The 22,784-nt window shown below is 69.8% G+C and carries 26 protein-coding genes; 14 read left to right on the top strand and 12 right to left on the bottom strand.

Features of this window, described 5'->3' with window-relative positions; all coding sequences use genetic code 11:
• Window position 1: 1 nt before the first annotated feature.
• The 4 genes from EFL95_RS17705 to EFL95_RS17690 are packed head-to-tail and all read right to left on the bottom strand — an operon-like array spanning window position 2 to window position 3,411.
• Entirely contained in the window at window positions 2–349 is a 348-nt protein-coding gene (locus EFL95_RS17705; RefSeq protein WP_123235444.1) for a sec-independent translocase, read from the bottom strand.
• Between the two features lie 20 nt (window positions 350–369).
• Window positions 370–1,533 (bottom strand): Mrp/NBP35 family ATP-binding protein, encoded by a 1,164-nt coding sequence (locus EFL95_RS17700; protein WP_123235443.1) that lies wholly within the window; start codon window positions 1,531–1,533, stop codon window positions 370–372.
• A gap of 10 nt (window positions 1,534–1,543) precedes the next feature.
• A complete protein-coding gene (locus EFL95_RS17695; protein WP_183407257.1) occupies window positions 1,544–2,146 on the bottom strand; it encodes a DUF1003 domain-containing protein in 603 nt (200 codons plus the stop codon).
• 5 nt (window positions 2,147–2,151) lie between these two features.
• Window positions 2,152–3,411 (bottom strand): magnesium transporter, encoded by a 1,260-nt coding sequence (locus tag EFL95_RS17690; RefSeq protein ID WP_123235441.1) that lies wholly within the window; start codon window positions 3,409–3,411, stop codon window positions 2,152–2,154.
• Window positions 3,412–3,460: 49 nt separating this feature from the next.
• Here EFL95_RS17690 and EFL95_RS17685 point away from each other — a divergent pair, with 49 nt between their 5' ends.
• Window positions 3,461–4,297 carry a PhzF family phenazine biosynthesis protein gene (locus tag EFL95_RS17685; RefSeq protein WP_221176494.1) on the top strand — a complete coding sequence of 279 codons (837 nt, stop codon included), beginning with the start codon at window positions 3,461–3,463 and terminating at the stop codon, window positions 4,295–4,297.
• Complete coding sequence (locus tag EFL95_RS17680; RefSeq protein WP_123235440.1) at window positions 4,294–5,187, top strand: DMT family transporter; 894 nt, start codon at window positions 4,294–4,296, stop codon at window positions 5,185–5,187. The genes EFL95_RS17685 and EFL95_RS17680 overlap by 4 nt, the downstream gene beginning before the upstream one ends.
• Here EFL95_RS17680 and EFL95_RS17675 read toward each other — a convergent pair.
• Window positions 5,144–5,701, bottom strand: coding sequence for a GNAT family N-acetyltransferase (locus tag EFL95_RS17675; protein ID WP_183407253.1), 558 nt, complete (start codon window positions 5,699–5,701; stop codon window positions 5,144–5,146). The two genes, EFL95_RS17680 and EFL95_RS17675, sit on opposite strands and share 44 nt — an antisense overlap.
• A gap of 114 nt (window positions 5,702–5,815) precedes the next feature.
• Here EFL95_RS17675 and EFL95_RS17670 point away from each other — a divergent pair, with 114 nt between their 5' ends.
• Complete coding sequence (locus EFL95_RS17670) at window positions 5,816–7,015, top strand: acyl-CoA dehydrogenase family protein (protein ID WP_123235438.1); 1,200 nt, start codon at window positions 5,816–5,818, stop codon at window positions 7,013–7,015.
• Window positions 7,016–7,037: 22 nt separating this feature from the next.
• Here EFL95_RS17670 and EFL95_RS17665 read toward each other — a convergent pair whose 3' ends face one another.
• Both EFL95_RS17665 and EFL95_RS17660 read right to left on the bottom strand, forming a co-directional pair.
• Window positions 7,038–7,256 carry a DUF6752 domain-containing protein gene (locus tag EFL95_RS17665; RefSeq protein WP_123235437.1) on the bottom strand — a complete coding sequence of 73 codons (219 nt, stop codon included), beginning with the start codon at window positions 7,254–7,256 and terminating at the stop codon, window positions 7,038–7,040.
• Window positions 7,253–8,749, bottom strand: a complete 1,497-nt coding sequence (locus EFL95_RS17660; RefSeq protein WP_123235436.1) for a class I SAM-dependent methyltransferase — start codon at window positions 8,747–8,749, stop codon at window positions 7,253–7,255. Before EFL95_RS17660 ends, EFL95_RS17665 begins: the two co-directional genes overlap by 4 nt.
• A 132-nt stretch (window positions 8,750–8,881) precedes the next feature.
• Between EFL95_RS17660 and EFL95_RS17655 the strand changes: the two genes are divergently transcribed.
• On the top strand, window positions 8,882–9,064 hold the full coding sequence (locus EFL95_RS17655) for a DUF5302 domain-containing protein (RefSeq protein ID WP_123235435.1): 183 nt from the start codon (window positions 8,882–8,884) through the stop codon (window positions 9,062–9,064).
• 95 nt (window positions 9,065–9,159) lie between these two features.
• Window positions 9,160–9,693 (top strand): MaoC family dehydratase, encoded by a 534-nt coding sequence (locus EFL95_RS17650; RefSeq protein WP_123235434.1) that lies wholly within the window; start codon window positions 9,160–9,162, stop codon window positions 9,691–9,693.
• A 73-nt stretch (window positions 9,694–9,766) separates the two neighbouring features.
• On the opposite strand, the gene EFL95_RS17645 is transcribed toward EFL95_RS17650, so the two are convergent.
• Window positions 9,767–10,957 (bottom strand): MFS transporter, encoded by a 1,191-nt coding sequence (locus EFL95_RS17645; protein WP_246005028.1) that lies wholly within the window; start codon window positions 10,955–10,957, stop codon window positions 9,767–9,769.
• Between the two features lie 28 nt (window positions 10,958–10,985).
• Here EFL95_RS17645 and EFL95_RS17640 point away from each other — a divergent pair, with 28 nt between their 5' ends.
• The 3 genes from EFL95_RS17640 (at window position 10,986) to EFL95_RS17630 (ending at window position 12,913) form a co-directional block, all read left to right on the top strand.
• Window positions 10,986–11,555 (top strand): histidine phosphatase family protein, encoded by a 570-nt coding sequence (locus EFL95_RS17640; RefSeq protein ID WP_123235432.1) that lies wholly within the window; start codon window positions 10,986–10,988, stop codon window positions 11,553–11,555.
• A gap of 16 nt (window positions 11,556–11,571) precedes the next feature.
• Window positions 11,572–12,207: a DUF6758 family protein gene (locus EFL95_RS17635; RefSeq protein ID WP_123235431.1), complete on the top strand. Its 636-nt coding sequence runs from the start codon at window positions 11,572–11,574 to the stop codon at window positions 12,205–12,207.
• 100 nt (window positions 12,208–12,307) lie between these two features.
• Window positions 12,308–12,913, top strand: coding sequence for a MarC family protein (locus tag EFL95_RS17630; RefSeq protein WP_123235430.1), 606 nt, complete (start codon window positions 12,308–12,310; stop codon window positions 12,911–12,913).
• Here the strand turns inward: EFL95_RS17630 and EFL95_RS17625 are convergent.
• The gene (locus EFL95_RS17625; protein WP_123235484.1) at window positions 12,910–13,689 is read right to left on the bottom strand and encodes an SDR family NAD(P)-dependent oxidoreductase; all 780 of its coding nucleotides are present in this window, start codon (window positions 13,687–13,689) and stop codon (window positions 12,910–12,912) included. The genes EFL95_RS17630 and EFL95_RS17625 overlap by 4 nt on opposite strands.
• 62 nt (window positions 13,690–13,751) lie before the next feature.
• On the opposite strand from EFL95_RS17625, the gene EFL95_RS17620 reads away from it, so the two are divergent.
• Both EFL95_RS17620 and EFL95_RS17615 read left to right on the top strand, forming a co-directional pair.
• Window positions 13,752–14,513: a ParA family protein gene (locus EFL95_RS17620; RefSeq protein WP_123235429.1), complete on the top strand. Its 762-nt coding sequence runs from the start codon at window positions 13,752–13,754 to the stop codon at window positions 14,511–14,513.
• A 2-nt stretch (window positions 14,514–14,515) separates the two neighbouring features.
• Complete coding sequence (locus EFL95_RS17615; RefSeq protein ID WP_123235428.1) at window positions 14,516–15,244, top strand: L,D-transpeptidase; 729 nt, start codon at window positions 14,516–14,518, stop codon at window positions 15,242–15,244.
• Window positions 15,245–15,250: 6 nt separating this feature from the next.
• On the opposite strand, the gene EFL95_RS17610 is transcribed toward EFL95_RS17615, so the two are convergent.
• Window positions 15,251–16,645, bottom strand: coding sequence for a DEAD/DEAH box helicase (locus EFL95_RS17610; protein ID WP_425463974.1), 1,395 nt, complete (start codon window positions 16,643–16,645; stop codon window positions 15,251–15,253).
• A gap of 233 nt (window positions 16,646–16,878) precedes the next feature.
• On the opposite strand from EFL95_RS17610, the gene EFL95_RS17605 reads away from it, so the two are divergent.
• Entirely contained in the window at window positions 16,879–17,592 is a 714-nt protein-coding gene (locus EFL95_RS17605) for a ferritin-like fold-containing protein (RefSeq protein WP_123235426.1), read from the top strand.
• A 256-nt stretch (window positions 17,593–17,848) separates the two neighbouring features.
• A complete protein-coding gene (locus tag EFL95_RS17600) occupies window positions 17,849–19,141 on the top strand; it encodes a hypothetical protein (RefSeq protein WP_148045098.1) in 1,293 nt (430 codons plus the stop codon).
• A 140-nt stretch (window positions 19,142–19,281) separates the two neighbouring features.
• Here the strand turns inward: EFL95_RS17600 and EFL95_RS17595 are convergent, their stop codons facing one another.
• The gene (locus EFL95_RS17595; RefSeq protein ID WP_123235424.1) at window positions 19,282–19,503 is read right to left on the bottom strand and encodes a DUF3107 domain-containing protein; all 222 of its coding nucleotides are present in this window, start codon (window positions 19,501–19,503) and stop codon (window positions 19,282–19,284) included.
• A 90-nt stretch (window positions 19,504–19,593) separates the two neighbouring features.
• Window positions 19,594–20,253 carry a TetR/AcrR family transcriptional regulator gene (locus EFL95_RS17590; protein ID WP_246005026.1) on the bottom strand — a complete coding sequence of 220 codons (660 nt, stop codon included), beginning with the start codon at window positions 20,251–20,253 and terminating at the stop codon, window positions 19,594–19,596.
• A 254-nt stretch (window positions 20,254–20,507) separates the two neighbouring features.
• Here EFL95_RS17590 and EFL95_RS17585 point away from each other — a divergent pair, with 254 nt between their 5' ends.
• The gene (locus tag EFL95_RS17585; RefSeq protein ID WP_123235422.1) at window positions 20,508–21,326 is read left to right on the top strand and encodes a hypothetical protein; all 819 of its coding nucleotides are present in this window, start codon (window positions 20,508–20,510) and stop codon (window positions 21,324–21,326) included.
• Between the two features lie 265 nt (window positions 21,327–21,591).
• Window positions 21,592–22,683: a hypothetical protein gene (locus EFL95_RS17580; RefSeq protein WP_123235421.1), complete on the top strand. Its 1,092-nt coding sequence runs from the start codon at window positions 21,592–21,594 to the stop codon at window positions 22,681–22,683.
• Window positions 22,684–22,784: the final 101 nt, after the last annotated feature.

Below are 22,784 nucleotides of genomic sequence, written 5' to 3'. Positions count from 1 at the left end.
GTCAGGTGGCCTCGGCGTCGAACGGCGGGCTCTCGCCCGGCTTGAGGTCAGGCCCGCCGGTCCGCGGCGCCATCATCGACTTCTGCGCCTCGGCGAGGTCGTCCTCGTCCATCGCGTCCAGGATGTGCTTCCGGATCGCGACGCGCGGGTCGAGGTCGGTCAGCTTGAGGTCCGCGAACTCAGGACCCAGCTCCTTGCGCAGGTCGTTCTGCGCAGACTGCGCGAACTGCCGCAGCTGCCGCAGCATCCGGCCGGCCTGGCGCGCGTAGTCCGGGAGCTTGTCGGGCCCGAACACGATGATCCCCACCACGAGGATCACTGCCATCTCGGGCAGGCCGACTCCGAACATGGCTGGAGTCTACGTTCGACTCAGAGACGACCGGAGGGAGTCAGCCCGAGCTGCATCCCGGCGAGTCCACGACCACGGCCGGCGAGCTTGGTCGCGATCGCGGTCAGGGCCTTCGCGGCGGACGCGGTCGGGTTGGCCTCGACCACCGGCTTGCCGGCGTCGCCGCCCTCCCGGAGCGAGACGTCGAGCGGTACCTCGCCGAGCACCGGGACGTCGTACCCGAAGCGCGTCGAGAGGGTCTCGGCCACCCGGGCACCGCCGCCGGCTCCGAAGATCTCGAGCTTGTGGTCCTTGCCCTCGGCCTCGCAGTGCGGGCAGGCCAGGTAGCTCATGTTCTCGACGACGCCGATGACCCGCTGGTGCATCATCGAGGCCATCGTGCCGGCGCGCTCGGCCACCTCCGCGGCGGCTTCCTGTGGCGTGGTCACCACGATCACCTCGGCGCTCGGCAGGTGCTGGCCCAGCGAGATCGCGACGTCGCCGGTGCCCGGGGGGAGGTCGAGCAGCAGCGCGTCCAGGTCGCCCCAGTAGACGTCGGCGAGCATCTGCACCAGCGCGCGGTCGAGCATCGGGCCGCGCCAGGCGACGACCTGGTCGCGGCGCGGCTTGAGCATGCCGATCGAGATCACCGAGACGCCGCTGGCGGTCGGCACCGGCATGATCAGGTCCTCGACCTGGGTCGGCCGGGTGTCCGCGATGCCGAACATCGCCGGGATCGAGTGGCCGTAGATGTCGGCGTCGATGACCCCGACCTTGAGGCCCTGGGCGGCCAGGGCCATCGCCAGGTTCACGGTGACCGAGGACTTGCCGACGCCGCCCTTGCCGGAGGCGATCGCGTAGACCTTGGTCAACGAGTCCGGCTTGCCGAAGGGGATCTCCCGCTGGGCCTGGCCGCCGGAGAGCACGTCCTTCAGGCCGGCGCGCTGCTCGGCAGTCATCACGCCGAGCTCTAGCTGGATGCCGGTGACGCCGGGGACGGCCGAGACGGCCGCGGTCACGTCGCGGTTGATGGTGTCCTTGAGCGGGCAGCCGGCGACCGTGAGCAGCACGGTGATGTCGACCTTGCCGGTGTCGTCGACCTCGACGGACTCGACCATGCCGAGCTCGGTGATCGGGCGCTTGATCTCGGGGTCGTTCACGGTCGCCAGGGCAGCACGAACCGGCTCGAGGAGCGGTGAAGTCATGGACTCCAGTCTAGGTGGGCTGCGGACCGCTCTCGTCCGCGGGGACGAGAGGCTCGTCACCCTCGGGCTCCTCGGCGGCGCGCTCCTCCAGGTCCTCGAGCAGGCCGCGCAGCTCCGAGCGCAGGAAGTCGCGGGTCGCGACCTCGCCGAGCGCCATCCGCAGCGAGGCGACCTCGCGAGCCAGGAACTCCATGTCCGCCTGCTGCTGCGAGGCGTTCTTGCGGTCCTGCTCGGTGACGACCCGGTCGCGGACCTCCTGGCGGTTCTGCGCGAGCAGGATCAGGGGCGCGGCGTACGACGCCTGCAGGCTGAGCATCAGGGTCAGGAAGATGAACGGGTAGTCGTCGAAGCGCCAGCTGTCGGGCGCCAGCCAGTTCCAGCCGACCCAGACGGCGACGAAGAACGTCATGTAGATGAGGAAGCGCGCGGTGCCCATGAAGCGCGCGAACTGCTCGGCGAAGCGGCCGAAGCGGTCGGTGTCGCTGCTGCCGCGGAACGGGTTGGTGACCAGGTTGCGGCGCAGCTCGCGCGGCTGGTCGAGCCGGACGCGCGGGCGGTCGTCCTGCTTCGGGGTGGCCTCGACCTTCTTGTCGGGCTTCTTCTCCGGGGTCACCAGGCTCACCCCCTGGCCGTTCCCTGGCCGACCTTGCGGTCGCGCCAGCCCTCGGGCAGCAGGTGGTCGAGCAGGTCGTCGACGGTGACGGTGCCCAGCAGGCGGCCGTCGTCGTCGACCACCGGAGCGGCGACCAGGTTGTACGTCGCCAGGAAGATCGCCACGTCCTCGAGGGTCGCGTCGGCGTGCAGGTAGTCGACACCGGTGTCCAGGACGCCGGCGACCAGCTCGCTCGGGGGCTCGCGCAGCAGGCGCTGGATGTGCGCGATGCCCAGCAGCTTGCCGGTCGGGGTCTCCAGCGGCGCGCGGCAGACGTAGACGAGTGCGGCCAGCGACGGGGTGAGCTCCTCGTTGCGGACCCGGGCGAGCGCCTCGGCGACGGTGGCGTCGGGGGACAGGATCACCGGCTCGGGCGTCATCATGCCGCCCGCGGTCTCCTCGCCGTAGCTCATCAGGCGACGGACGTCCTCGGCCTCCTCGGGCTCCATCAGCTCGAGCAGGTGCCGAGCGGTCTCCGGCGGCAGGTCGTTGATCAGGTCGGCAGCGTCGTCCGGCGACATCTCCTCGAGGACGTCGGCGGCGCGCTCGTGGGAGAGGTGCTCGAGGATCTCGACCTGGTCCTCCTCGGGCAGCTCCTCGAGGACGTCGGCCAGGCGCTCGTCGTCCATCGCCGCGACGACCTCGGTACGCCGCTCGGCCGGGAGCTCGTGGATCACGTTCGCCGCATCGGCGGGCTTCAGCTCGGCCAGCGAGGCGATCAGGTGGGTGGCGCCCTGGTTCGGCTCGCGCTTGTGCAGGCCGTCGACCTCGTCCCACTCGACGACGTGGGTCTGGCCGCGCCGGCGGAAACTCTTGCTCGGCTCCTGCAAGGCGACGCGGGAGAGCACCCAGTCGCGGGTCCGGGTCTGCTCCATCGCCACGTCGAAGACGCTGCCGACGACGCCGCTGCTCTTGATGGTCACCGCGCGGTCGAGCATCTGGCCGATCACCAGCGTCTCGGTGCTGCGCAGCTCGAACCGGCGCATGTTGAGCAGGCCGGTGGTGATCACCTGGCCGACGTCGATGTTGGTGACCCGGGTCATCGGCGCGAAGACCTGGCGCCTGCCGAAGACCTCGATGACGAGGCCGACCACGCGCGGCTGGCCGGATCCGGCGCGGAGCACGACGACGACGTCCCGGACCTTGCCCACCTGGTCGCCCTGGGGGTCGAACACCGGCAGCCCGGCGAGCCGGGCTGCGTAGACGCGGGTCGGTGTCGTGCTCACGAGACACCAGCCTATCGGCGCGGGCGACCCGTTTTGGGACGATGGGACGGTGCTGACCTACGACGTGGTGGATGTTTTCGCGGAGAAGCCGTTCGCGGGCAACCAGCTTGCGGTCGTGCACGGGGCCGCTGGGCTCAGCGACGAACAGCTGCTCACCCTCGCCCGGGAGTTCAACTTCTCCGAGACCACGTTCCCCACGCCGATCGCCGGGGACCGCTACTCGGTGCGGATCTTCACCCCCGGCGGGGAGATCCCGTTCGCCGGCCACCCGACCCTGGGAACCGCCTGGGTGCTGCGCGAGCGGGGTGACCTCGACAGCGCGCAGGTCGTCCAGGAGTGCGCCGCCGGCGAGGTCGGGGTGCGGTTCGTGGAGGACGCGGTCGAGCTGTCCGCCGTCCCGCGTGATCTGGTCGGCCCGCTCGATCACGACGTCGTCGCCGGGGTGCTGCACGCGGTCGGTCTGACGGCCGAGGACCGTGACGGCGACGCCTGGCTGGCCGGCACCGGCCTCACCTTCGCGCACGTCCCGGTCCGCGACGACGCCGTGGCCCGGGCCGGCATCGCGCGCACCCTGCCGCACCTCCCGCCGACCGGGGATCCGATCGGCGGCATCAACCTGTACTCGGTGACCGCAGACCTCGAGGTGCACAGCCGGGTCTTCGTCCCCGACCTCGCAGTCCCCGAGGACCCCGCCACCGGGTCTGCTGCCGCGGGGCTCGGGATGGCGCTGCGGGCGCGTGGACTGGCTGCGGACGGCGACCGCTACCGGATCCGCCAGGGCATCGAGATGGGCCGGCCGTCCCGGCTGCTCGGCACCGTCGGCGAGCGGATCAGCGTTGCCGGGCAGGTGCACCCGATCGCCCGCGGCGAGATCCGGGTGCCGTGAACCGGATCGACCTGCGCACGCTCGCGCTGCTGGCCGTCGGGGTCGGGGCGGTCTCGCTCGCCGCTCCGCTCATCGCCGCCACCGCGGTCCCGGCCCTGGCGATCGCGTTCTGGCGCACGGCGTTCGCCACCGCGGCCATCGCGCCGGTCGCGGCGGTCCGTCAGCGCGGTGAGCTGGCCGGGCTGACGGCGCGCCAGGTGCTCGGCGTCGTGGTCGCCGGCTGCTGCCTGGCGGCCCACTTCGGCTTCTGGATCACCTCGCTCGGCATGACCTCGGTCGCCTCGAGCACGGCGATCGTCTCGCTCCAGGTGATCTGGGTGATCGCCTGGGACCGGTCCCAGGGCACGGTCCTCGGACGTCCGGTGCTGCTCGGGGTGCTCGCCGCGACGACGGGCGCGATCGTGGTCTCGGGGTTCGACCTGAGCATCTCGACGCGCGCTCTGGCGGGCGACGCGCTCGCCCTGGTCGGCAGCGTCGCGGTGGCGGCGTACGCGGTCATCGGCGGCCGGGTCCGGCAGCAGCTGAGCACGACGTCGTACACGCTGATCTGCTACGGAACCTGCGCGGTGGTGCTGCTGGTCGCCGCGGTCGCCCGCGGCCAGGCCCTCGGCGGCTACGACCGGGAGGCGTGGCTCAAGCTGCTGCTGCTCACCGCGACGGCCCAGCTGCTGGGCCACTCGGTCTTCAACTACCTGCTCGGCCGGCTCTCGCCGATGGTCACCTCGATGGCGATCCTGCTGGAGATCCCGGGGGCGTCGCTCATCGCGGCGGCCTGGCTCGGCCAGGTTCCCGAGGCAGGTGCGGTGGCGGGGCTGGTCCTGATCCTCGCGGGTATCGCGATGGTCGTCAGGTCCGCTCCGCCTGCTGAGCCAGCCACTGCTCCCGCGTGATCACGAAGAACTGCGAGGGCGTCGCGTACCACTTGTCGATGGTGCCGCGGTGCTCCATGCCGATCTTGGTGCAGACCTTCATCGAGTTGACGTTGTCCAGGTCGGTCACCGCGAAGATCTCCTCGATGCCGCCGCTGAAGCCTCGCTCCAGGATCGCGGTGGCGGCCTCGGGCGCGTAGCCGTTGCCCCACGCGTCCGGGTGCAGGTGCCAGCCGATCTCGACCTCGCCGTGCTCGTCGTTGGGCAGCGTCAGCAGCAGCACCGTGCCGATCGTCCGGCCGTGCAGCGGACCGCCATCGGTCACCTCCACGGCCCAGTGCCCCAGCGGCGGGTTGTCCCGACCCCGCCAGGTCTCGACCTTCATCCGGGCCTCGTCGAGGTCCTTGGTCAGGACCGGGTCGCCGTCGCCGAGCCACTGGACCACCTCGATCCTGCTGAGCATGGCCAGCGCCGCAGGAGCGTCCTCGAGGGTCCACGGTCGGATCTCCAGGCGTGGGGTGGTCGCGATCAGCACTCGGTCACTGTGCCGGGGCGGGGTGACCTGTGTCATGGTCTTTACGGTCGGCCCCGGTGTGTACTGACGGGTAATATCGACCGACCTGATCGTCACCGGAAGGACTGCATCACCATGCCTCGACTGTGCGAGACCGAAGGTCTCGACGACATCCAGGAAGAGATCCTCAAGGCCGTTCGTGAGTTCACGAACGAGCGGATCATCCCGGTCGCCCAGGAGCTCGAGCACGCCGACGAGTACCCGACCGAGATCGTCGAGGGTCTCAAGGAGCTCGGCGTCTTCGGTCTGATGATCCCCGAGGAGTACGGCGGCCTCGGTCAGTCGCTGCTCACCTACGCGCTCTGCGTCGAGGAGATCGCCCGCGGCTGGATGAGCGTCTCCGGCGTCATCAACACCCACTTCATCGTGGCGTACATGGTGATGCAGCACGGCACCGAGGAGCAGAAGCAGAAGTACCTGCCGCAGATGGCCACCGGCGAGATGCGCGGTGCCTTCTCGATGTCCGAGCCGGGTCTGGGTTCCGACGTGGCTGCGGTGGCGACCAAGGCCGTGAAGCAGGACGACGGCAGCTACAAGATCACCGGCTCGAAGATGTGGCTGACCAACGGCGGCGAGTCGCGCCTGGTCGCGACGCTGTGCAAGACCGACGAGGGCGCCGACTCGGTCTACAAGAACATGACGACCTTCCTGATCGAGAAGGAGGCCGGCTTCGGTGAGACCGCTCCCGGCCTCACCATCCCGGGCAAGATCGACAAGATGGGCTACAAGGGCGTCGAGACCACCGAGATGGTGCTCGACGGCCACCCGGTCCGTGCCGACCAGATCCTCGGTGGCGAGCCGGGCAAGGGCTTCTACCAGATGATGGACGGCGTCGAGGTCGGCCGCGTCAACGTCGCCGCCCGTGCCTGCGGCCTGGCCTGGCGGGGCTTCGAGCTCGGCGTCGAGTACGCCCAGCAGCGCGAGACCTTCGGCAAGCCGATCGCCCAGCACCAGGCGATCCTGTTCCGCATCGCCGAGATGGCCACCAAGGTCGAGGTGGCCCACACCATGATGGTGAAGGCCGCGCGGATGAAGGACACCGGCCAGCGCATGGACGTCGAGGCCGGCATGGCCAAGATGATCGCCTCCGAGTACGCGCACGAGGTCGTCGAGGACTCCTTCCGGATCCACGGCGGCTACGGCTACTCCAAGGAGTACGAGATCGAGCGCCTCTACCGCGAGGTCGCGTTCATGCTGATCGGTGAGGGCACCACCGACATCCAGAAGCAGATCATCGGCAAGGCGATGCTCAAGGACTACAAGACCAAGAGCTAGCAAGAACCGGCGAAGAAGCGGGTCACCTCTTGCGGGTGACCCGCTTCTTGCTCTTCTCCAGCTTCTCCAGCGCGGCGTCGACCCGCGGGTCGTCACGACCGGCAACCGGCACCAGCAGCTCGGTGATCACGTCGAGCACGTCCGCGAGCCGCTCGTTGAGCCGGCGGTTCTCCTCCACCGACTCCATCAGCTCGGCGACCTGCGCCTCCAGCTCGGCGATCCGGGCCGACTTCCGCTTCATGGCTTCTCCCAGGTCAGGACGAGACGGATGATCACGGGGTCCTCCTTGCCGACCGGTGCGAGCCCGCGCCGCACCACCTTGTCGACGACCCGGCCGCCGTACCGCTCGATCTCGGCGTACAGGGTCTCGGGCTCGTTCTCCTTGCGGTACTCCAGGAACGTGCGGCCTCCGCGCCGACCGACGATCGCGCAGAAGCGCCACAGGCCGTCGCGCCCGGACGGCGCCAGTACGTCGATCAGCCGGCGTCCGTAGACGTGGGTGACCTCGTGCGCCGCGGCGGTGCGCGCCGCGATGGTCAGCAGCGAGTGCAGCGACTCCAGGTTCAGGGCCGTGAAGGTGACTGGTACGCCGGCATCGCGGGCCGCCTGGTTGGCCGTCGTACGGGCGGCGCCGCAGAAGTCGGTCCCGGTCGCGACGTGCCCCTGCTCGCTGAGCCAGATCGTGTCGCGGCCGTCGCCGGCGCCGAGCTCGAGGATCCGACTGTGCGGCTCCGTGCGGGCGTCCACCCACTCGGCGAACTCCGAGGGCTCCTGGCGCGCCTGCTGCCGGCGGTGCAGGTCCTGCCAGTACGGAAGCCGGGCCCGGCTGCCGCGGAACCACTGCGCCATCTTGCGCACGTGCCCCGGCGGGTGGTCGAAGCGGAAGGCCGGGTCGGGCACCGACCAGCCCGGCCCGTAGGTGAACTCGAGGACCTTGCGCACGTTCGCCGGGGCCGGGAAGCAGGTGCCCTCGAGCTCGATCTCGCGCAGCGGCAGCAGGTGTCGTCGATCGAGATCACCGCTGAGCGAACCGGCCAGGTGGAAGGTCGTGCCGACGTGGAACGCGGCGAGCACGTCGATCGAGCCGCGCTTGCCGCTCGGCAGGGCGACCCAGACCTTGAAGCTCGCCCCCGACATCCGCACCACCTGCCAGCCGAGCCGGCTCAGCGTCCGCTCGGCATGGCGGGTCTCGCGGATCACGTCGAACGGGTGCCGGAAGGAGGAGTAGAACGCCAGGTCGACGTCGTGGCCGACCAGGTGGCCGTCGCGCGCTGCGCCGAGCAGACCACCGTGGCAGAGGAAGGCGTCCAGATCGCAGTGCTCGCGCAGGTCGTCGACGATCCGCCGCGCTTCCTGGGCCAGCTCGCTGCGCGCCGGCCCGGGCTCGGCTTCGAAGGAGCGCTGCAGCTGCCCGACCTTGTCGATCGAGAGCCGGTTGCCCAGGTCGTCGGTGAGCACGACCGGGTCGTCCGACTCGCCGAAGAGGAAGGCGCCGGAGAAGAACGAGGCACCGCCGTCGTGCCGGACGACGTCGATCTCGGCCCTGCCGTCGAGCACGCCCGTCAGCGCCTCCGGCCACGGCACCAGCAGGCCGCGGCCGACCTTGAAGCCATCGCGGCGCGGTCGGAAGGACCAGACCCGGTGGCCGTCGAGGCGGAGGTCGAGCGGCTCGTCGAGGGCACCCTTGAGCGATCCGGTGATCCGGATCCCGCGCTCGTCGATGCGAACCCCCACAGCGGGTCCCTTCTCGGCAGGTTTGGCCGCGTTTGCCCTTGGCTGCCCAGATTACGCATTCCGGAACTCGCTCGTGGGCGGTTCGGCCCAAACCGGGTCGACGCGCCACCACGCCGGTGGCAAGGTGGTCGCATGACCGACAACCACGCCAACGACGACCTCAAGGCCAAGATGCGTGAGGCCCTCGACCGCAAGAAGTCCAACGACCGCGGGGTGCCGAAGGACGGGCCGTCCAAGGAGAAGGCGCACGGCTCGGAGGTCGTCGGCGGAGCTCCGAAGATGCACCGTCGCAAGGCCGGTGGCGGCGGTTCGTAACGCTGCGTGAGGTATCCCACGCGCTCCGGACTCGCCCGAGCCGCCCTTCTTTCGGCACGATGTGACGGTTACCAGCCAGTAGAGAAGGTGTGAGCATGCAGTTCGGTCGTAGCTACGAGGAGTTCGAGGTCGGTGCGACCTACAAGCACTGGCCCGGCAAGACGGTCACCGAGTACGACGACCACCTGTTCTGCCTGCTGACGATGAACCACCACCCGCTGCACATGGACGTGAACTACGCGGAGAAGACCACCCAGTTCGGCAAGAACGTCGTGGTCGGCAACTACGTCTACTCGATCCTGCTCGGCATGTCGGTCGCCGACATCTCCGGCAAGGCCATCGCCAACCTCGAGGTCGAGTCGCTGCGCCACGTCGCGCCGACCTTCCACGGGGACACCCTGTACGGCGAGACCACCGTGCTCGACAAGTTCGAGTCGAAGTCGAAGGACGACCGTGGCGTCGTCTACGTCGAGACCATCGGTTACAACCAGGACGGCAAGGTCGTCTGCATCTTCCGCCGCAAGGTGATGGTGCCGAAGAACAGCTACCTCGCCGAGCGCGGCGGCGAGCAGCCCGGTCGTCCGACCCCGCAGCCCGACAAGAACTGGCCCGGTACGTCCGAGGCCTGAGGCGGGTCGGATTCCCTAGGCAGGACGTGAATCTTCGCGAACGACCCGATGCTTCGGGTCGGTAGTGCCGGTTTCACGTCTTGCCTAGAGAAACCTCGCCCGGCGCGAACGCCCTTGCCAGCGGCAGGATCCCCAGGATCAGCACCATCGGGACCGCGAAGCCGACCCGCAGGTCGTGCTCGCCGACCGCGCCGGTCAGCACCGAGCCGATCAGCGCGCCGACGTAGTTGAACTGGTTGAAGCGCCCGATCACCGCGTCGACCCGGCGCTGACGGGTCGCCGGGTCCTCCTCCTCGCCGCCGGCGATGCGGGCCGCGGCGGAGAAGCTGAGCGGGGCGATCACGCCGACGCCGCTGCCGAGCACCAGGAAGCCCAGCACGGCGATCGGCCACGCCGGAGCGAACACGACGACGGCCAGCGACGCGGAAGCGACGACCGCGCCGATGCGCAGGATCGGCACCGCGCCGTACCGGGCGACCAGGCCGTCGCCGGCGAACCGCATGGCGCCGCTGGAGAGCAGGTAGGGGAACACCGCCAGCGCGAACAGCCCGGACGGGGTGTCGTCGAAGACGTTCTTGAGGAACAGCGGTCCCCAGGTGAAGGCCGCGGTGTCGACCATGTAGAAGAGCACCATCCCGATGCCGACCAGGATGATCGGGCGCCACGGGATCACCGGAGCCGGAGACTCCTGCGCCGGGTCGCCGATGCCCGCGAGGAACGGCGCGAACTGCACGGCCAGCGGCACGACCGCGACCAGGCCGACCCAGCCCACGTCGAGGTGCGAGGTCGCCAGGGCCAGCGCCGCCCCGATCAGGCCGCCGAAGGTCCAGGCGCTGTGGAAGGACGGCAGGATCGGCCGCCCGTAGCGGTGCTCGAGCGCGACCGCCTGCATGTTGGTGGTGGCGTCGACCATGCCGAGAGAGAGGCCGTACGTCGCCATCGCCGCGATGAAGAACGACAGCGACTGACTGGCCCCGATGAGGGCGGCGCCGACCGTCAGGCCGACCAGTCCGGTGCGGAGCAGCCTGGCTGAGGACAGCGCCTTGGCGCGCGTCTCCGCCAGGACCGAGCCCCCGCCGGCCAGCAGCACCATCATCAGCAGCAGCCCGGAGAGCTCGCCGTTGGACAGGTCGTACTTGTCCTGGAAGTCCGGCAGCCGGGTGGTCAGGCTGATGAAGACCCCGCCCTGGGTGGCGAACGCGGCGGCGACCGCGAGCCGGGTGCGGTGCAGCTCCGGCGGGTCCGAGACCTCTCCACTTGTCACCGGCTCATGATCACAGAAGGCTTGCTCCATGACCGCGCAACCCGACGAGCTCTGGATCGTCCGGCACGGAGAGACCGAGTGGAGCCGCGACGGCCGGCACACCTCGCGGACGGAGGTGTCGCTGACTGCCTCCGGCGAGCAGGCTGCCGCGCGCCTGGCCGACCGGTTGGCCGGCGTCGAGTTCGGGCTGGTGCTGACCTCGCCGCGCCAGCGCGCCCGGCGTACGGCGGAGCTGGCGGGGTTCCCGCACGCCCACGTCGAGGACGACCTGGCCGAGTGGGACTACGGCGACTACGAGGGCATCACCACCGCGCAGATCCGCCAGCGCGTTCCGGCGTGGACCGTCTGGACCGACCCGTGCCCGGGCGGCGAGACCGCCGACCAGGTCGGTGCCCGGCTGGACCGGGTGGTCGCCAAGGCGCGTGCGCACGGCGGTCGGGTGCTGGTCTTCGGGCACGGGCACGCCTCCCGAGCCTTGGCCTGTCGGTGGCTCGGGCTTCCGGTCACCGAGGGCCGGCTGCTGCGCCTGGACACCGCGACGGTCTCGGTCCTCGGCTACGAGCACGAGACCGCGGTCGTGGCGCGCTGGAACGCCTGATGACTACCCTGAGCCAGTGTCACTAGCGGCTTCCTGTCCCCGCTGCACCGCGCCCATCACGGAGGGTGACGGTGCCTGGACGTGCTCGGTGCACGGCAGCATCCACCCGTTGTGGCGGCCGCAGCAGGCGAGCTACGAGTCCTTCGCGGAGCTGGTGAACCGCGCGGCCGACGACCTGCCGACCTACCTGCCGTGGCCGATGAGCCCCGGGTGGTCGATCGCTGACTTCGGGTGCGTCGCCAACACCGAGAAGGCTTTCGCCACGGTGACGACGACCGTCGGCACCAGCGACCTGGACGGCCCGGTCGAGGTCACGGTGATCTCGGAGGACCCCGGCGTCGGGCTCGGCTCGCGCTGCGCGGGCACGGCGTACGACGACCCGGGTGAGCAGATCGGTCTGGGACCGCACGCGATCCACGTCCGTGCGGGCGGTCGCACCGTGCCGATGTGGACCGTCGACCCCTCGATCGAGGACGACCTCTTCGCCAAGTCGGTCTTCGCCGGCGAGGCCGACGGCCGCTGGTTGTGGCTGGTCATCCGGCCGGCCTCGGCGGCCCTGCTGCTGCGCGACGAGTGGCTGCTCGCCGATGTCACCGGCTTCGGTCCCGAAGCCCTCGAGATGCCGTTCGGCGGGGCCCGCCCGACCTGGTGAAACCGCTGGTCAGGCGGCAAATGTCTCGGACCCGAGAGTGTTCGTTCTGACCCCGTTCGGGTTCGTTCCCGCAGGCCGCCGACCTCTACCCTGGTGAGCTATGGATGGGGTCCTCTTCACGAGCGTGTTCGTCACGCTCTTCGTGATCATGGACCCGGTCGGAACGATCCCGATCTTCCTCTCGCTGACCGGTGGCCGGTCGCCGCAGGTGTCGCGCCGGCTGGCCTGGCAGGCCGTGACCGTGTCGTTCGGCGTCATCAGCGCCTTCGCGTTCTTCGGCCAGCAGATCCTGTCCTACCTGCACATCTCGCTGCCCGCGCTCCAGTGCGCCGGCGGCCTGCTGCTCCTGCTCGTCGCCCTCGAGCTGCTGACCGGCAAGGAGTCCGAGCCGACCGCGGCGGCCGAGACCAACGTCGCGCTGGTCCCGCTCGGCACCCCGCTGCTGGCCGGCCCGGGCGCGATCGTCGCGACCATGGTGTTCAGCAAGCAGGTCGACGACTTCAAGCAGTTCGCCGCGGTCGCCCTGGGCGTCATCGCGGTGCACATCTCGATCTGGCTGGCGATGCGGTTCTCGCTGCCGATCCTGCGGGTCATCCGGGAGAGCGGTGTCCTGCTCGTCACCCGGATCGCAGGTCTGCTGCTGTCTGCGATCGCGGTGCAGATGGTGGCGAACGCCGTCCGGGCGTTCATCGCCGGCGAGGGTTAGTCGCGCCCCAGCTTCTGCAGCCGCTGCAGCAGCCCGGTCGGCACGTACTTCGCGCCGGCGACGATCGCCTTGTAGCGCAGGCTCGGCACCGAGATCGCCTTCCCGGCGGCCAGGTCCGCGAGCGCTGCGGTGACCAGGTCGGGCGACTCCAGCCAGAGGTAGGACGGCACGGTGTCCTGCCCGACCTCCATCCGCTCGTGGAACTCGGTGCGGATGAAGCCCGGGCACAGCGCCATCACCTGCACGCCGGCCGGGCCGTACTCGTTGTGGGCCCACTCGCTGAACCGGGTGACGTAGGCCTTGGCTGCCGAGTAGGTGCCGCGCGGCATGAAGTCGGCCACCGAGGAGACGTTCAGGATCGCTCCCGACCCGCGCTCCGACATCGGGCCGAGCGCTGCGTGCGAGAGCCGCATGACTGCGGTGACGAGCACGTCGAGGAGCATCTGCTCCTGCTCGACGCTGTTGACCAGGAACCGCTCCTTGAGCCCGAAGCCGGCGTTGTTGACCAGCAGGTCGATCGGGCCGGCCGGATCAGCCAGGCGGGCCTCGACCTGGGCGAGCTGCTCCCGGTCGGCCAGGTCGGCGACCAGCACCTCGCAGTGGGCGCCGTGGTCCTGGTGCAGCTGGAGGGCGACCTCGTTGAGCCGGGTCTCGTTGCGGGCCACCAGCACGAGGTCGTGACCGGAGGCGGCGAGCTGGCGGGCGAACTCCAGGCCGATGCCCGCGGTGGGGCCGGTGACCAGGGCGACAGGGCGAGGGGCTGAGGTCGGCGACATGCCGCCCAGCATTCACGGACGAGGTCGGCACCGGCAAGGTGGGTGCGGCATGATGGTGGGTGATGTCCTCGACCCGTGTGATTGCCGTCGCCAACCAGAAGGGTGGCGTGGCCAAGACGACCACCGTCGCCTCCCTGGGCTCGGCGCTCGCCGAGCTCGGTCAGCGGGTGCTCCTGGTCGACCTGGACCCCCAGGCGTGCCTGACGTTCAGCCTCGGCATCGACCCCGAGGACCTGGACCTGTCGATCCACCACGTGCTCACCAAGGGCGTTCCCGCCACCGAGGTGATGGCCACCACCGAGGACGGCGTCGACATCCTGCCGGCGACGATCGAGCTGGCCCGTGCCGAGGCCGATCTGCTCACCCGGACCGGCCGCGAGTACGTCATCCGCACGGTCGTCGAGGAGCTCGACGAGTACGACTGGGTGCTGCTGGACTGCCCGCCGTCGCTGGGAGTGCTCACCGTCGCAGCGCTGACCGCGGCCAACGGGGTGCTGATCCCGCTCCAGTGCGAGACGCTCTCGCACCGCGGCGTCGGCCAGCTGCTCGACACGGTGCACGACGTCCGTCGCTTCACCAACCGCGACCTCGAGGTCTGGGGCGTGCTGCCGACCCTGTACGACGGCCGCACGACGCACGCCCGCGCGGTGCTCGAGAACATCTCCGAGACCTACGACCTCGCCGTGATCGAGCCGCCGATCCCGAAGTCGATCCGCTTCGCGGAGGCTCCTGCTGCGGGCCGCTCCATCCTCTCCACGGCGGGAACCAACAAGGGCGCCGAGGCCTACCGCCAGGTCGCCGCGAACCTGCTGGCGCGGGACTGACGATGTCGACGCACCGCAAGCAGTCGCCGCGCCGGGTGCGCCCGCGGTTGCGCCGGATCGCTGCCGCGTCCGTGTCGACGGTGATCACCACCGTTGCTCTGCTGGGAGCCGCCGGGGTGATCCCGCTCGGCGGCGCCGGGAGCGCCGCGACCCGCGACCTGGCCGACACGGTGGTCGGCGTCGGCGCGCCCCAGGACCCGGGCACCAGAAGCAGGGGCACAGACCTGGGCGAGACGAGCACCCCGACCGGGTCGAGCGGCACCGGCACGACGTCGGGCAGGACCACGACGGGCAAGGCTCCGGCGAAGACCACCTCGACGACGTCGACGAAGCTGCCGACCTCGTCGGGGACCGGCAAGCGGGTCGTGTTCTCCAAGAGCGCCCAGCGGGTCTGGTTGGTCAGCTCGCAGGGCACGCCGCTCTCGACGTACCTGGTCTCCGGCAGCGTCACGAACAACCTGGAGCCCGGGAAGTACCACGTGTACTCGCGCTCGCGCTGGGCCGTCGGTGTCGACGACTCCGGCGTGATGCAGTACTTCGTGCGGTTCGCGCACGGACCCCAGGCCGCCATCGGGTTCCACAGCATCCCGACCAAGCTCGGGAAGCCGCTGCAGAAGATCAGTCAGCTGGGCACGCCGCAGTCGCACGGCTGCATCCGGCAGAAGCTCACCGACGCCGAGCGGATGTGGAGCTTCGCGACGACGGGGACCGAGGTCGTCGTCGTCGCCTAGGCCCGGTTACTCCGCGGCAGCAGCCGGGGACTGACCGCCACCGCCGCGGGTGCGACGACGGTTGCGCGAGCGCGGGCGGGCCGGCTTGTCGCCACCCTCGGCACCGGCCGAGGCGGTCTCGCCCTGCTGGCCCCGGTTGCGGGAGCCGCCACGGTTGCCCTCGCCGCGACCGCCCTCACCGCGACCGCCACCCTGGCCACGGCCACCGCCGGAGCGGTTGCCGCCGGAGCGGCCACGGTCGTCCTTGCGCGGCTCGCGCGGGATGACGATCTGACCCTCGGGGATCAGGCGGCCCTTGGTGCCGGGCGCGATCCCCATGTCGTGGAAGAAGTGCTCGGAGCTGGAGTAGGTCTCGGCCGGCTCGTCGAACGGCAGGTCGAGCGCCTTGTTGATCATCTTCCAGCGGTGCAGGTCCGCCCAGTCGACGAAGGTGATCGCGACACCGGTGGCACCGGCGCGCCCGGTGCGACCGATCCGGTGGACGTAGGTCTTCTCGTCCTCGGGGCAGGTGTAGTTGATGACGTGGGTGACGCCGGTGACGTCGATGCCGCGGGCGGCGACGTCGGTGGCGACGAGCACCCGCAGCTTGTTCTCGCGGAACTTGGTCAGCGCCTTCTCCCGGGCTGCCTGAGCCATGTCACCGTGCAGCGGGCTCGCGTCGAAGCCGCGCTCGGTCAGGTCGTCGGCCACGCGCTGCGCCTGGCGCTTGGTGCGGGTGAAGATGATCGTCAACCCGGAGCCCTCGGCCTGCAGGATGCGGCCGATCATCTCCGGCTTGTCCAGGTCGTGCGCCTGGTAGATGAACTGGGCCGTGGCCGGCACGGTCGCGTTCTCGTAGGAGGACTCCGCGCGGATGTTCATCGGGTGCCGCATGTGGGTGCGGGCCAGGGCCACGATCGCGGCCGGCATCGTCGCCGAGAACAGCATCGTCTGGCGGGTCTCCGGCGTCTTGGCCAGCAGCCGCTCGACGTCGGGCAGGAAGCCCAGGTCCAGCATCTCGTCGGCCTCGTCGAGGACCAGGCTCTTCACGTGCGAGATGTCCAGGGCCTTGCGGTTCATCAGGTCGATCAGGCGACCCGGCGTACCCACGACGACCTCGACGCCGGCCTCGAGGGCCTCCAGCTGCGGCTCGTAGGCGACGCCGCCGTACACGGTCAGGACGCGGATGCCGCGGTCGGCGCCGGCGAGCGCCAGGTCGCCGGAGACCTGGAGCGCGAGCTCACGGGTCGGGGCGACGATCAGGGCCTGCGGCTTGCCGGGGGCGACGAGCTCTTCGTAGTCCGGGTCGTGCGGAGCGACCGAGCGCTGCAGCACCGGGATGCCGAAGGCGAGGGTCTTGCCGGTGCCCGTGCGGGCCTGGCCGATCAGGTCGGTCCCCATCAGGGCGACCGAGAGGGTCATCTCCTGGATGGCGAACGGGGTGGTGATGTTGACGCGCTCGAGCGCATCGCAAATCTCGGGGAGTACCCCGAGCTCTCGGAAGGTAGTCAGGATCTTGCCGTTCTGTGTGAAATCGGAAGGCGCGGCCGTGTGCCCCGTTCGCCTGAGCGGTTTCGTCCAGGTTGGATCCCCGGTCGTGTCCGGGCGCTGACGGGGGCCGTCTGCCGGTCTCAGTCTATCGGTACGCTCCCCCTATGACCGAAATCGCCGATTCCGGCTCCGCGGGGGACACCCCGGTCGCCTTCCAGGACCCTGGCTACCGGGCCGCCGTCGTGGACCTGCTGGGCGCCATCGCGTACGGCGAGATCTCGGCGTTCGAGCGCCTCGCCGAGGACGCCAAGCTGGCGCCGACCCTGGCCGACAAGCTGGCCCTGGGGAAGATGGCTGCGGTCCAGTTCAACCACGTCGAGCCGCTGATCGCCCGGATCGCCGAGCTCGGCTCGGAGCCGATGGAGGCGATGGCGCCCTTCGTGAAGGCTTTCGACGCCTTCCACGCCCGGACAGCGCCGAGCAACTGGCTCGAGGGACTGATCAAGGCCTACGTCGGTGACGGTCTCGCCGCCGACTTCTACATCGAGGTCGCCGCGTTCCTCGACGCCGAGACCCGGACCACCGTGGTCACCTCGCTCTCCGACGTCGGCCACTCCGAGTTCGTCGTCGACCGGGTCCGGCAGGCGATCGTCGCCGACCACCGTGTCGCCGGCGCGCTCGCGCTGTGGGGCCGCCGGCTGATGGGGGAGGCGCTCTCCCAGGCCCAGCGGGTCGCGGCCGAGCGGGACTCCCTGGCGGCCCTGCTCGCCGGGGGCGTCGACCGTCCGGGACTGGACCTGGCCGCGCTCGGCCGGATGTTCAGCCGGCTCACCGAGAACCACGCCAATCGGATGGCGGAGCTCGGTCTCGCGTCCTGATCGGGCGTCCGACCGATAGACAGGCTCCCGGTCGTCCAGGACCTGCCTCGTCCGTTCGGTCAGAGTTCTGGGTGCTTTCGCGCCGCATGCCCACTTCGTCGTGATTCGTCTGGCTAGACAACCGGCTCCGGTACCGGCGGGTGCCGATCCGACTCCACGATTCTGGCTCGCGCTGCGGCCGGTCTGGGGCCCGGGACGCAGCACTCGACACCGCTGACAGCGGTGCGCCTGCACGACTGATTTCTGGGGAGTTGTGATGAGTGTTTCTGTGAACCGACACCTGCGCGCCGCTGCGGCGGTGTTCGCCCTGTTCGGCATGCTCCTGCTGTCGACCGGTGTGGCCCTGATCGTGGCCGCACCGGCGAACGCGAGCTCGTCCGACCGCGGCGGCAACTGCGGAGGCGATGACGAGCACCACAAGACCGTTGCCAAGGACCGCGGCGATGACGGCGACTGCGGTGGTGGTTGCTGGGGTGGCGATGACGACCGCAAGTCGGTCGCCAAGCACAAGGGCGACGACGACGGCGACTGTGGCGGCGGATGCTGGAACGACGACGACAAGAACTTCGGCAAGCACAAGAGCGACCGCGGCGACTGCGGCGGTGGCTGCTGGGACGACAAGGGCAAGAGCGTCAGCAAGCACAAGGGCGACTGCGGAGGGTGCGACGAGCAGCCGCCGCTGAAGCAGAGCGTGAGCAGCCACCACAACGGCGACTGCAACCCGTGCCCGCCGATCCTGAGCAAGCACAAGAACGGCGACTGGAACGAGTGCGAGGACCCGTGCAAGGTCATCATCATCGGGAAGAAGAGCACCCAGATCCCGGTCGACGAGTGCATCGCACCGGACCCCGAGGTCACCTTCGTCGACCCGAGCTGCGCCAACGAGAGCACCCCGTCGTACAGCACGAGCGGCGACCACTCCACCTTCGACCTGGCCGACGGTGACACCGTGGCACCAGGCGAGACGGTGACAGTGACGGCGCACACGGTGTTCCCGTACGAGTACTCCGACCACTCGACCTCGATCGGGTTCGAGCACACCTTCGGGCCGGCCGTGACTCCGGAGGACTGCGCCGAGCCGACCCTGGCGGTACCGACCGACCCGTCGTTCACCGACCCGACCTGCACGACCGACGGCTCGGTCTTCGTGCCGAACGACCCGCCGTCCGAGGGCAAGAAGGCGACCGGTCCGGTGATCCTGACCTCGGATGCCGAGGGCGTGCACTACGTGGTCAGCGGCAGCCTCAAGGCCGGTGAGACCGCGTACGTCGACGCCAGCGCGCTGCCCGGGTTCGTGATCGGAGAAGGCGAGCCGACGCACTGGGAGCACACCTTCACGGTTCCGGAGGACTGCCCGGCGGTCTCGCCGCCGGTGGTCGACCCGACCGTGGTGGTCGCGCCGACCGTCGTCCACGCCGGCCTGATCGGAGCGGTTCCCTCGGTGGACCCGCGGACCGAGCAGGGCCGGGTCCTGGTAGCGCTGGGAGTGGCGCTGCTCGTTCTCGCCGGTGGCCTCGGGTTGCGCCCCAGCAGCGTGAACCGCCGGTGACAAAGCAGCGGGGGCGGTACGGCGTTCGCCGTACCGCCCCCGCTTGCTTGTCCGGTTTCGACACGCTCGGTGGCGACTTCGTCCCTCAGTCGCCCTCGCTGCTCAACCACCGACGATCGAGTCCGCTGGCGCGTCCTCGATCAGCTGCGGAAGCCGACCTGTCCGGCCGTGCTGTTCGCGATCTCGACGTACGCCAGCTTCTCCACCGGTACGACGACCCGGCGGCCCTTGGCGTCGGTCAGCGTCAGCAGCCCGCCGCCCGACAGTGCCGCGGCGATCTGCTTCTCGACGGCGTCAGCGTCGAGATCGGTGTCGACGGTGAGCTCGCGGTTGGCGTTCTGGACGCCGATCTTGACCTCCATCCGGAGGACCTCCCTGAAGTGTGGTGCGTGAAATGTGGTCTCGGTGCTGCTGGGGGACAGTGTGCCGGTTCCCCTGAGCCTGTCGAAGGGTCAGACGTTGTCGTCGTTCCGCGGGTATCCCCGGATCCCGCGCCAGGCCAGGCCTGCCACCAGGTTCCCAGCAGCTGCCTGCTCGATGGTGTCACTCCCGCGCAAACGGTCCTGGAGCCAGAACCGGGCGCTGACCTGACCCATTCCCACCAGGCCGACGGCCAGCAGCTGGGAGGCCTCGTCCGGCAGGCCGGTGTCGTCGTGGATGACGTGCGCAATCAGGTCCGCGCAGTCCTTGGTCACCCGGTCGATCCGCTCCCGCACGGCGGGCTCGTTGGTCAGGTCCGACTCGAAGACCAGGCGGAACTCGCCCTGCTCGCTGGCCACGTAGGAGAAGAAGGCGCTCATCGTGGCCGCGACGCGCTGCTTGTTGTCCTCGGTCGACTCCAGTGCCTCGCGGGTCCCGGTGATCACCTTGTCGACGGCCTGGTCGAGCAGCGCGAGGTAGAGGTCGAGCTTGCCGGGGAAGTGCTGGTAGAGCACCGGCTTGGAGACCCCTGCGTTCTCGGCGATGTCGTCCATCGCTGCCGAGTGGTAGCCCTGGGCCACGAAGACCTCGAGGGCCGACTCGAGCAGCTGGGCCCGTCGGGCACGGCGCGGCAGACGGGCTCCGCGGGTGGCCGGCCGGTCGCCGTCGGCCGAGGTCGCCGGGGTGGTCACGCAGGGCCTCCGTGCTGTCGGGGTGTCGAGGTGGCGCGAGCCTACTCCGGAGTCACCGCAGTCCGAGGGAGGTCCCACGGTGCGGGCTGTGGAGAACGCTTGGTCCCGGTATGTCGGGATCGTCCTGTGGATACCACCCAAGAGGGTCATTGCTGGTAGTCAGCGCCACGGATTTCCATGGCAGGAGGCGTCGTTCGGGCGGGGCTCTACCTCCCTCTACTCACTCTCTTCACTCGAACGTCTGGGGGCACCACATGACCACGAGATCACAGCAGCGCTCGCGCCGGCGGATCGCGACCTTCGTCGCGGCGCTCGGCACCCTGGTGATGGGCAGCGGGGTCGTCCTGCTCGCCGCGGCACCGGCGGCCAACGCGGACAAGACGCCCGTGAACATCTGCCACGCGACCAGCTCGGACTCGAACCCGTACACCTTCATCACGGTGGACAACGACTCCGTGAAGCTGCAGGGCCACCTGAAGCACCGCAACGACCCCAACAAGAGGTGGAAGTCGGACGGCACCTTCAACGGCGTCGCGCACACCAAGGGTCAGCCGAAGCCGGACATCATCGGTGACTACACCGACCCCGAGGGCAACCTGGTCGTGCTGGACGGTGTGGTGAACTCCGAGACCTGTGGCAACCAGGACGTCCCGCCGCCGGTCGAGACGACCGCGAGCGCGACGTTCGTGGACCCGAGCTGCGCCAACGACAACAGCCCGTCGTACTCGACCGAGGGCGACCACGTGACCTTCGCGCTCGAAGGCACCGTTGCTCCGGGTGAGTCGGTCACCGTGACCGCGACCGTCGACGACGGCTACACCTTCGCCGACGACGCCCAGGAGCTCCAGTTCGATCACACCTTCAGCGACGCCGCGGACTGCACCGTCACTCCGCCGACCGAGCCGAAGCCGCCGGTGGTCGCGACCCCGACGGTCGTGCACGCCGGTCTGATCGGCACCCCGGTGACGGTCTCGGACCTGCGGACCGAGCAGGGCATGGCGCTGCTGGCCTCGGGCCTGCTGCTGATGGTGGCTGCTGCCGGCCTCGCCCGGCCGCGGGGCGCCCGCCGCTGACCCTTGTCGAGGTGGCGCACGGCAGACGTGCCGTGCGCCACTTCGGCATGCCCGCCTGAGGCCGAGAACTAGTTGATTCCAAACGTATCGAAGCGTTTGGTAGCGGTTTGTCCGGATTTGCGGACTAGACCGCGTGTATCACCCTTTGCCGCAACCACTCGTTGAGGCATTCGATAAGTCACTACGTGCCCTGGGGGGCACTTCCGTACCGCACTACTGATCTGGGGCACACAACATGGGGATTAAGAAGTCCACGCGTCCGCGCATGCGTCGCGTAGCCACCGTTATCGCCGCCTTCGGCGCGCTGACCATGTCCAGCGGCGTCGCGCTGCTGGCCACCGCCACCTCGGCGGACGCGGCAGCGAACAAGGTCGGCATCTGTCACGCGACCAGCTCTGACTCGAACCCGTACGTCTTCATCTCCGTCGACGACGACTCGGTCAAGCTCAAGGGTCACCTCCAGCACCGCGAGGACCCGAACAAGAAGTGGAAGAGCGACGGCACCTTCGAGGGCAAGGCCCACAGCGCCGGTGACCCGAAGCCGGACCTGATCGGCTCCTTCACCGACGACCAGGGCAACTTCCACGAGTACGACGGTGACATCACCGCCGCGAGCTGCGACGGCGACACCCCGCGGGCCAACGCTGACGTCGACGTCACGCAGCCGGACTGCGACAACGACAACACCCCGAGCCTCGACCCGATCGCTCAGAACGCGACCTACGTCGTCAGCGGCAGCTCGGCTCCGGGCGGCCACTGGGTCGTCACCTTCACCGCCGACCAGGGCTTCACCTTCGACGGTGCGGACCAGACCCAGCTCGTCATCCAGGGCGACTTCGACGCGGCCGAGATCTGCGACATCGTGATCCCGCCGACCGAGGTCACCCCGGTCGCCCCGGAGTTCACCGAGCCGACCTGTGACACCGACCCGGCCGTCATCCTGCCGGACCCGGCTCCGGTCACCGAGATCCCCGTCCCGGAGAAGAAGGTTGCCGGCCCGGAGATCGAGACCAAGGACGTCGACGGCGTGCACTACGTCGTCACCGGCGACCTGGTCCCCGGCGGCACCGTGGACGTTGACGCGACTGCGATCGACCCGAACGTCCTCGCCGAGGGTGCTCAGACGCACTGGGAGCACACCTTCGCCGAGGTCGGCGACTGCGATGTGGTCGACGTTCCGACGGCCACCCCGTCGGTTGCCACGCCGACCGTCGTCCACGCCGGTCTGACCGGTACGACCGTCACCAACGACCTGCGCAGCGAGCAGGGCCTGGCCCTCCTCGTCTCCGGCATGATCATGATGGTGGTCGCCGGCGGTCTGGGCCTGCGTCCGGTCCGAGGTGCCTCTCGTAGCTGACTCGAGTAAGGCCGGGAGCGGCGTTCGGAGGGGACTTCGCAACGTCGCTCTCAGCCTTCTCGTGGTCGGTGTCACGGCGCTGATCCCGTGGCGTCGGGAGG

It is taken from the genome of Nocardioides marmorisolisilvae (assembly GCF_003725775.1).
GTDB lineage: Bacteria > Actinomycetota > Actinomycetes > Propionibacteriales > Nocardioidaceae > Marmoricola > Marmoricola marmorisolisilvae.
This window is presented reverse-complemented; position numbering and strand designations above follow the sequence as displayed.

Coding starts and splice junctions, on each gene's coding strand:
- EFL95_RS17705 (WP_123235444.1), bottom strand. CDS start 349: ATGTTCGGAGTCGGCCTGCCCGAGATGGCAGTGATCCTCGTGGTGGGG.
- EFL95_RS17700 (WP_123235443.1), bottom strand. CDS start 1,533: ATGACTTCACCGCTCCTCGAGCCGGTTCGTGCTGCCCTGGCGACCGTG.
- EFL95_RS17670 (WP_123235438.1), top strand. CDS start 5,816: ATGCCTCGACTGTGCGAGACCGAAGGTCTCGACGACATCCAGGAAGAG.
- EFL95_RS17665 (WP_123235437.1), bottom strand. CDS start 7,256: ATGAAGCGGAAGTCGGCCCGGATCGCCGAGCTGGAGGCGCAGGTCGCC.
- EFL95_RS17655 (WP_123235435.1), top strand. CDS start 8,882: ATGACCGACAACCACGCCAACGACGACCTCAAGGCCAAGATGCGTGAG.
- EFL95_RS17650 (WP_123235434.1), top strand. CDS start 9,160: ATGCAGTTCGGTCGTAGCTACGAGGAGTTCGAGGTCGGTGCGACCTAC.
- EFL95_RS17640 (WP_123235432.1), top strand. CDS start 10,986: ATGACCGCGCAACCCGACGAGCTCTGGATCGTCCGGCACGGAGAGACC.
- EFL95_RS17630 (WP_123235430.1), top strand. CDS start 12,308: ATGGATGGGGTCCTCTTCACGAGCGTGTTCGTCACGCTCTTCGTGATC.
- EFL95_RS17625 (WP_123235484.1), bottom strand. CDS start 13,689: ATGTCGCCGACCTCAGCCCCTCGCCCTGTCGCCCTGGTCACCGGCCCC.
- EFL95_RS17620 (WP_123235429.1), top strand. CDS start 13,752: ATGTCCTCGACCCGTGTGATTGCCGTCGCCAACCAGAAGGGTGGCGTG.
- EFL95_RS17615 (WP_123235428.1), top strand. CDS start 14,516: ATGTCGACGCACCGCAAGCAGTCGCCGCGCCGGGTGCGCCCGCGGTTG.
- EFL95_RS17610 (WP_425463974.1), bottom strand. CDS start 16,645: ATGACCCTCTCGGTCGCCCTGATGGGGACCGACCTGATCGGCCAGGCC.
- EFL95_RS17605 (WP_123235426.1), top strand. CDS start 16,879: ATGACCGAAATCGCCGATTCCGGCTCCGCGGGGGACACCCCGGTCGCC.
- EFL95_RS17600 (WP_148045098.1), top strand. CDS start 17,849: ATGAGTGTTTCTGTGAACCGACACCTGCGCGCCGCTGCGGCGGTGTTC.
- EFL95_RS17595 (WP_123235424.1), bottom strand. CDS start 19,503: ATGGAGGTCAAGATCGGCGTCCAGAACGCCAACCGCGAGCTCACCGTC.
- EFL95_RS17585 (WP_123235422.1), top strand. CDS start 20,508: ATGACCACGAGATCACAGCAGCGCTCGCGCCGGCGGATCGCGACCTTC.
- EFL95_RS17580 (WP_123235421.1), top strand. CDS start 21,592: ATGCGTCGCGTAGCCACCGTTATCGCCGCCTTCGGCGCGCTGACCATG.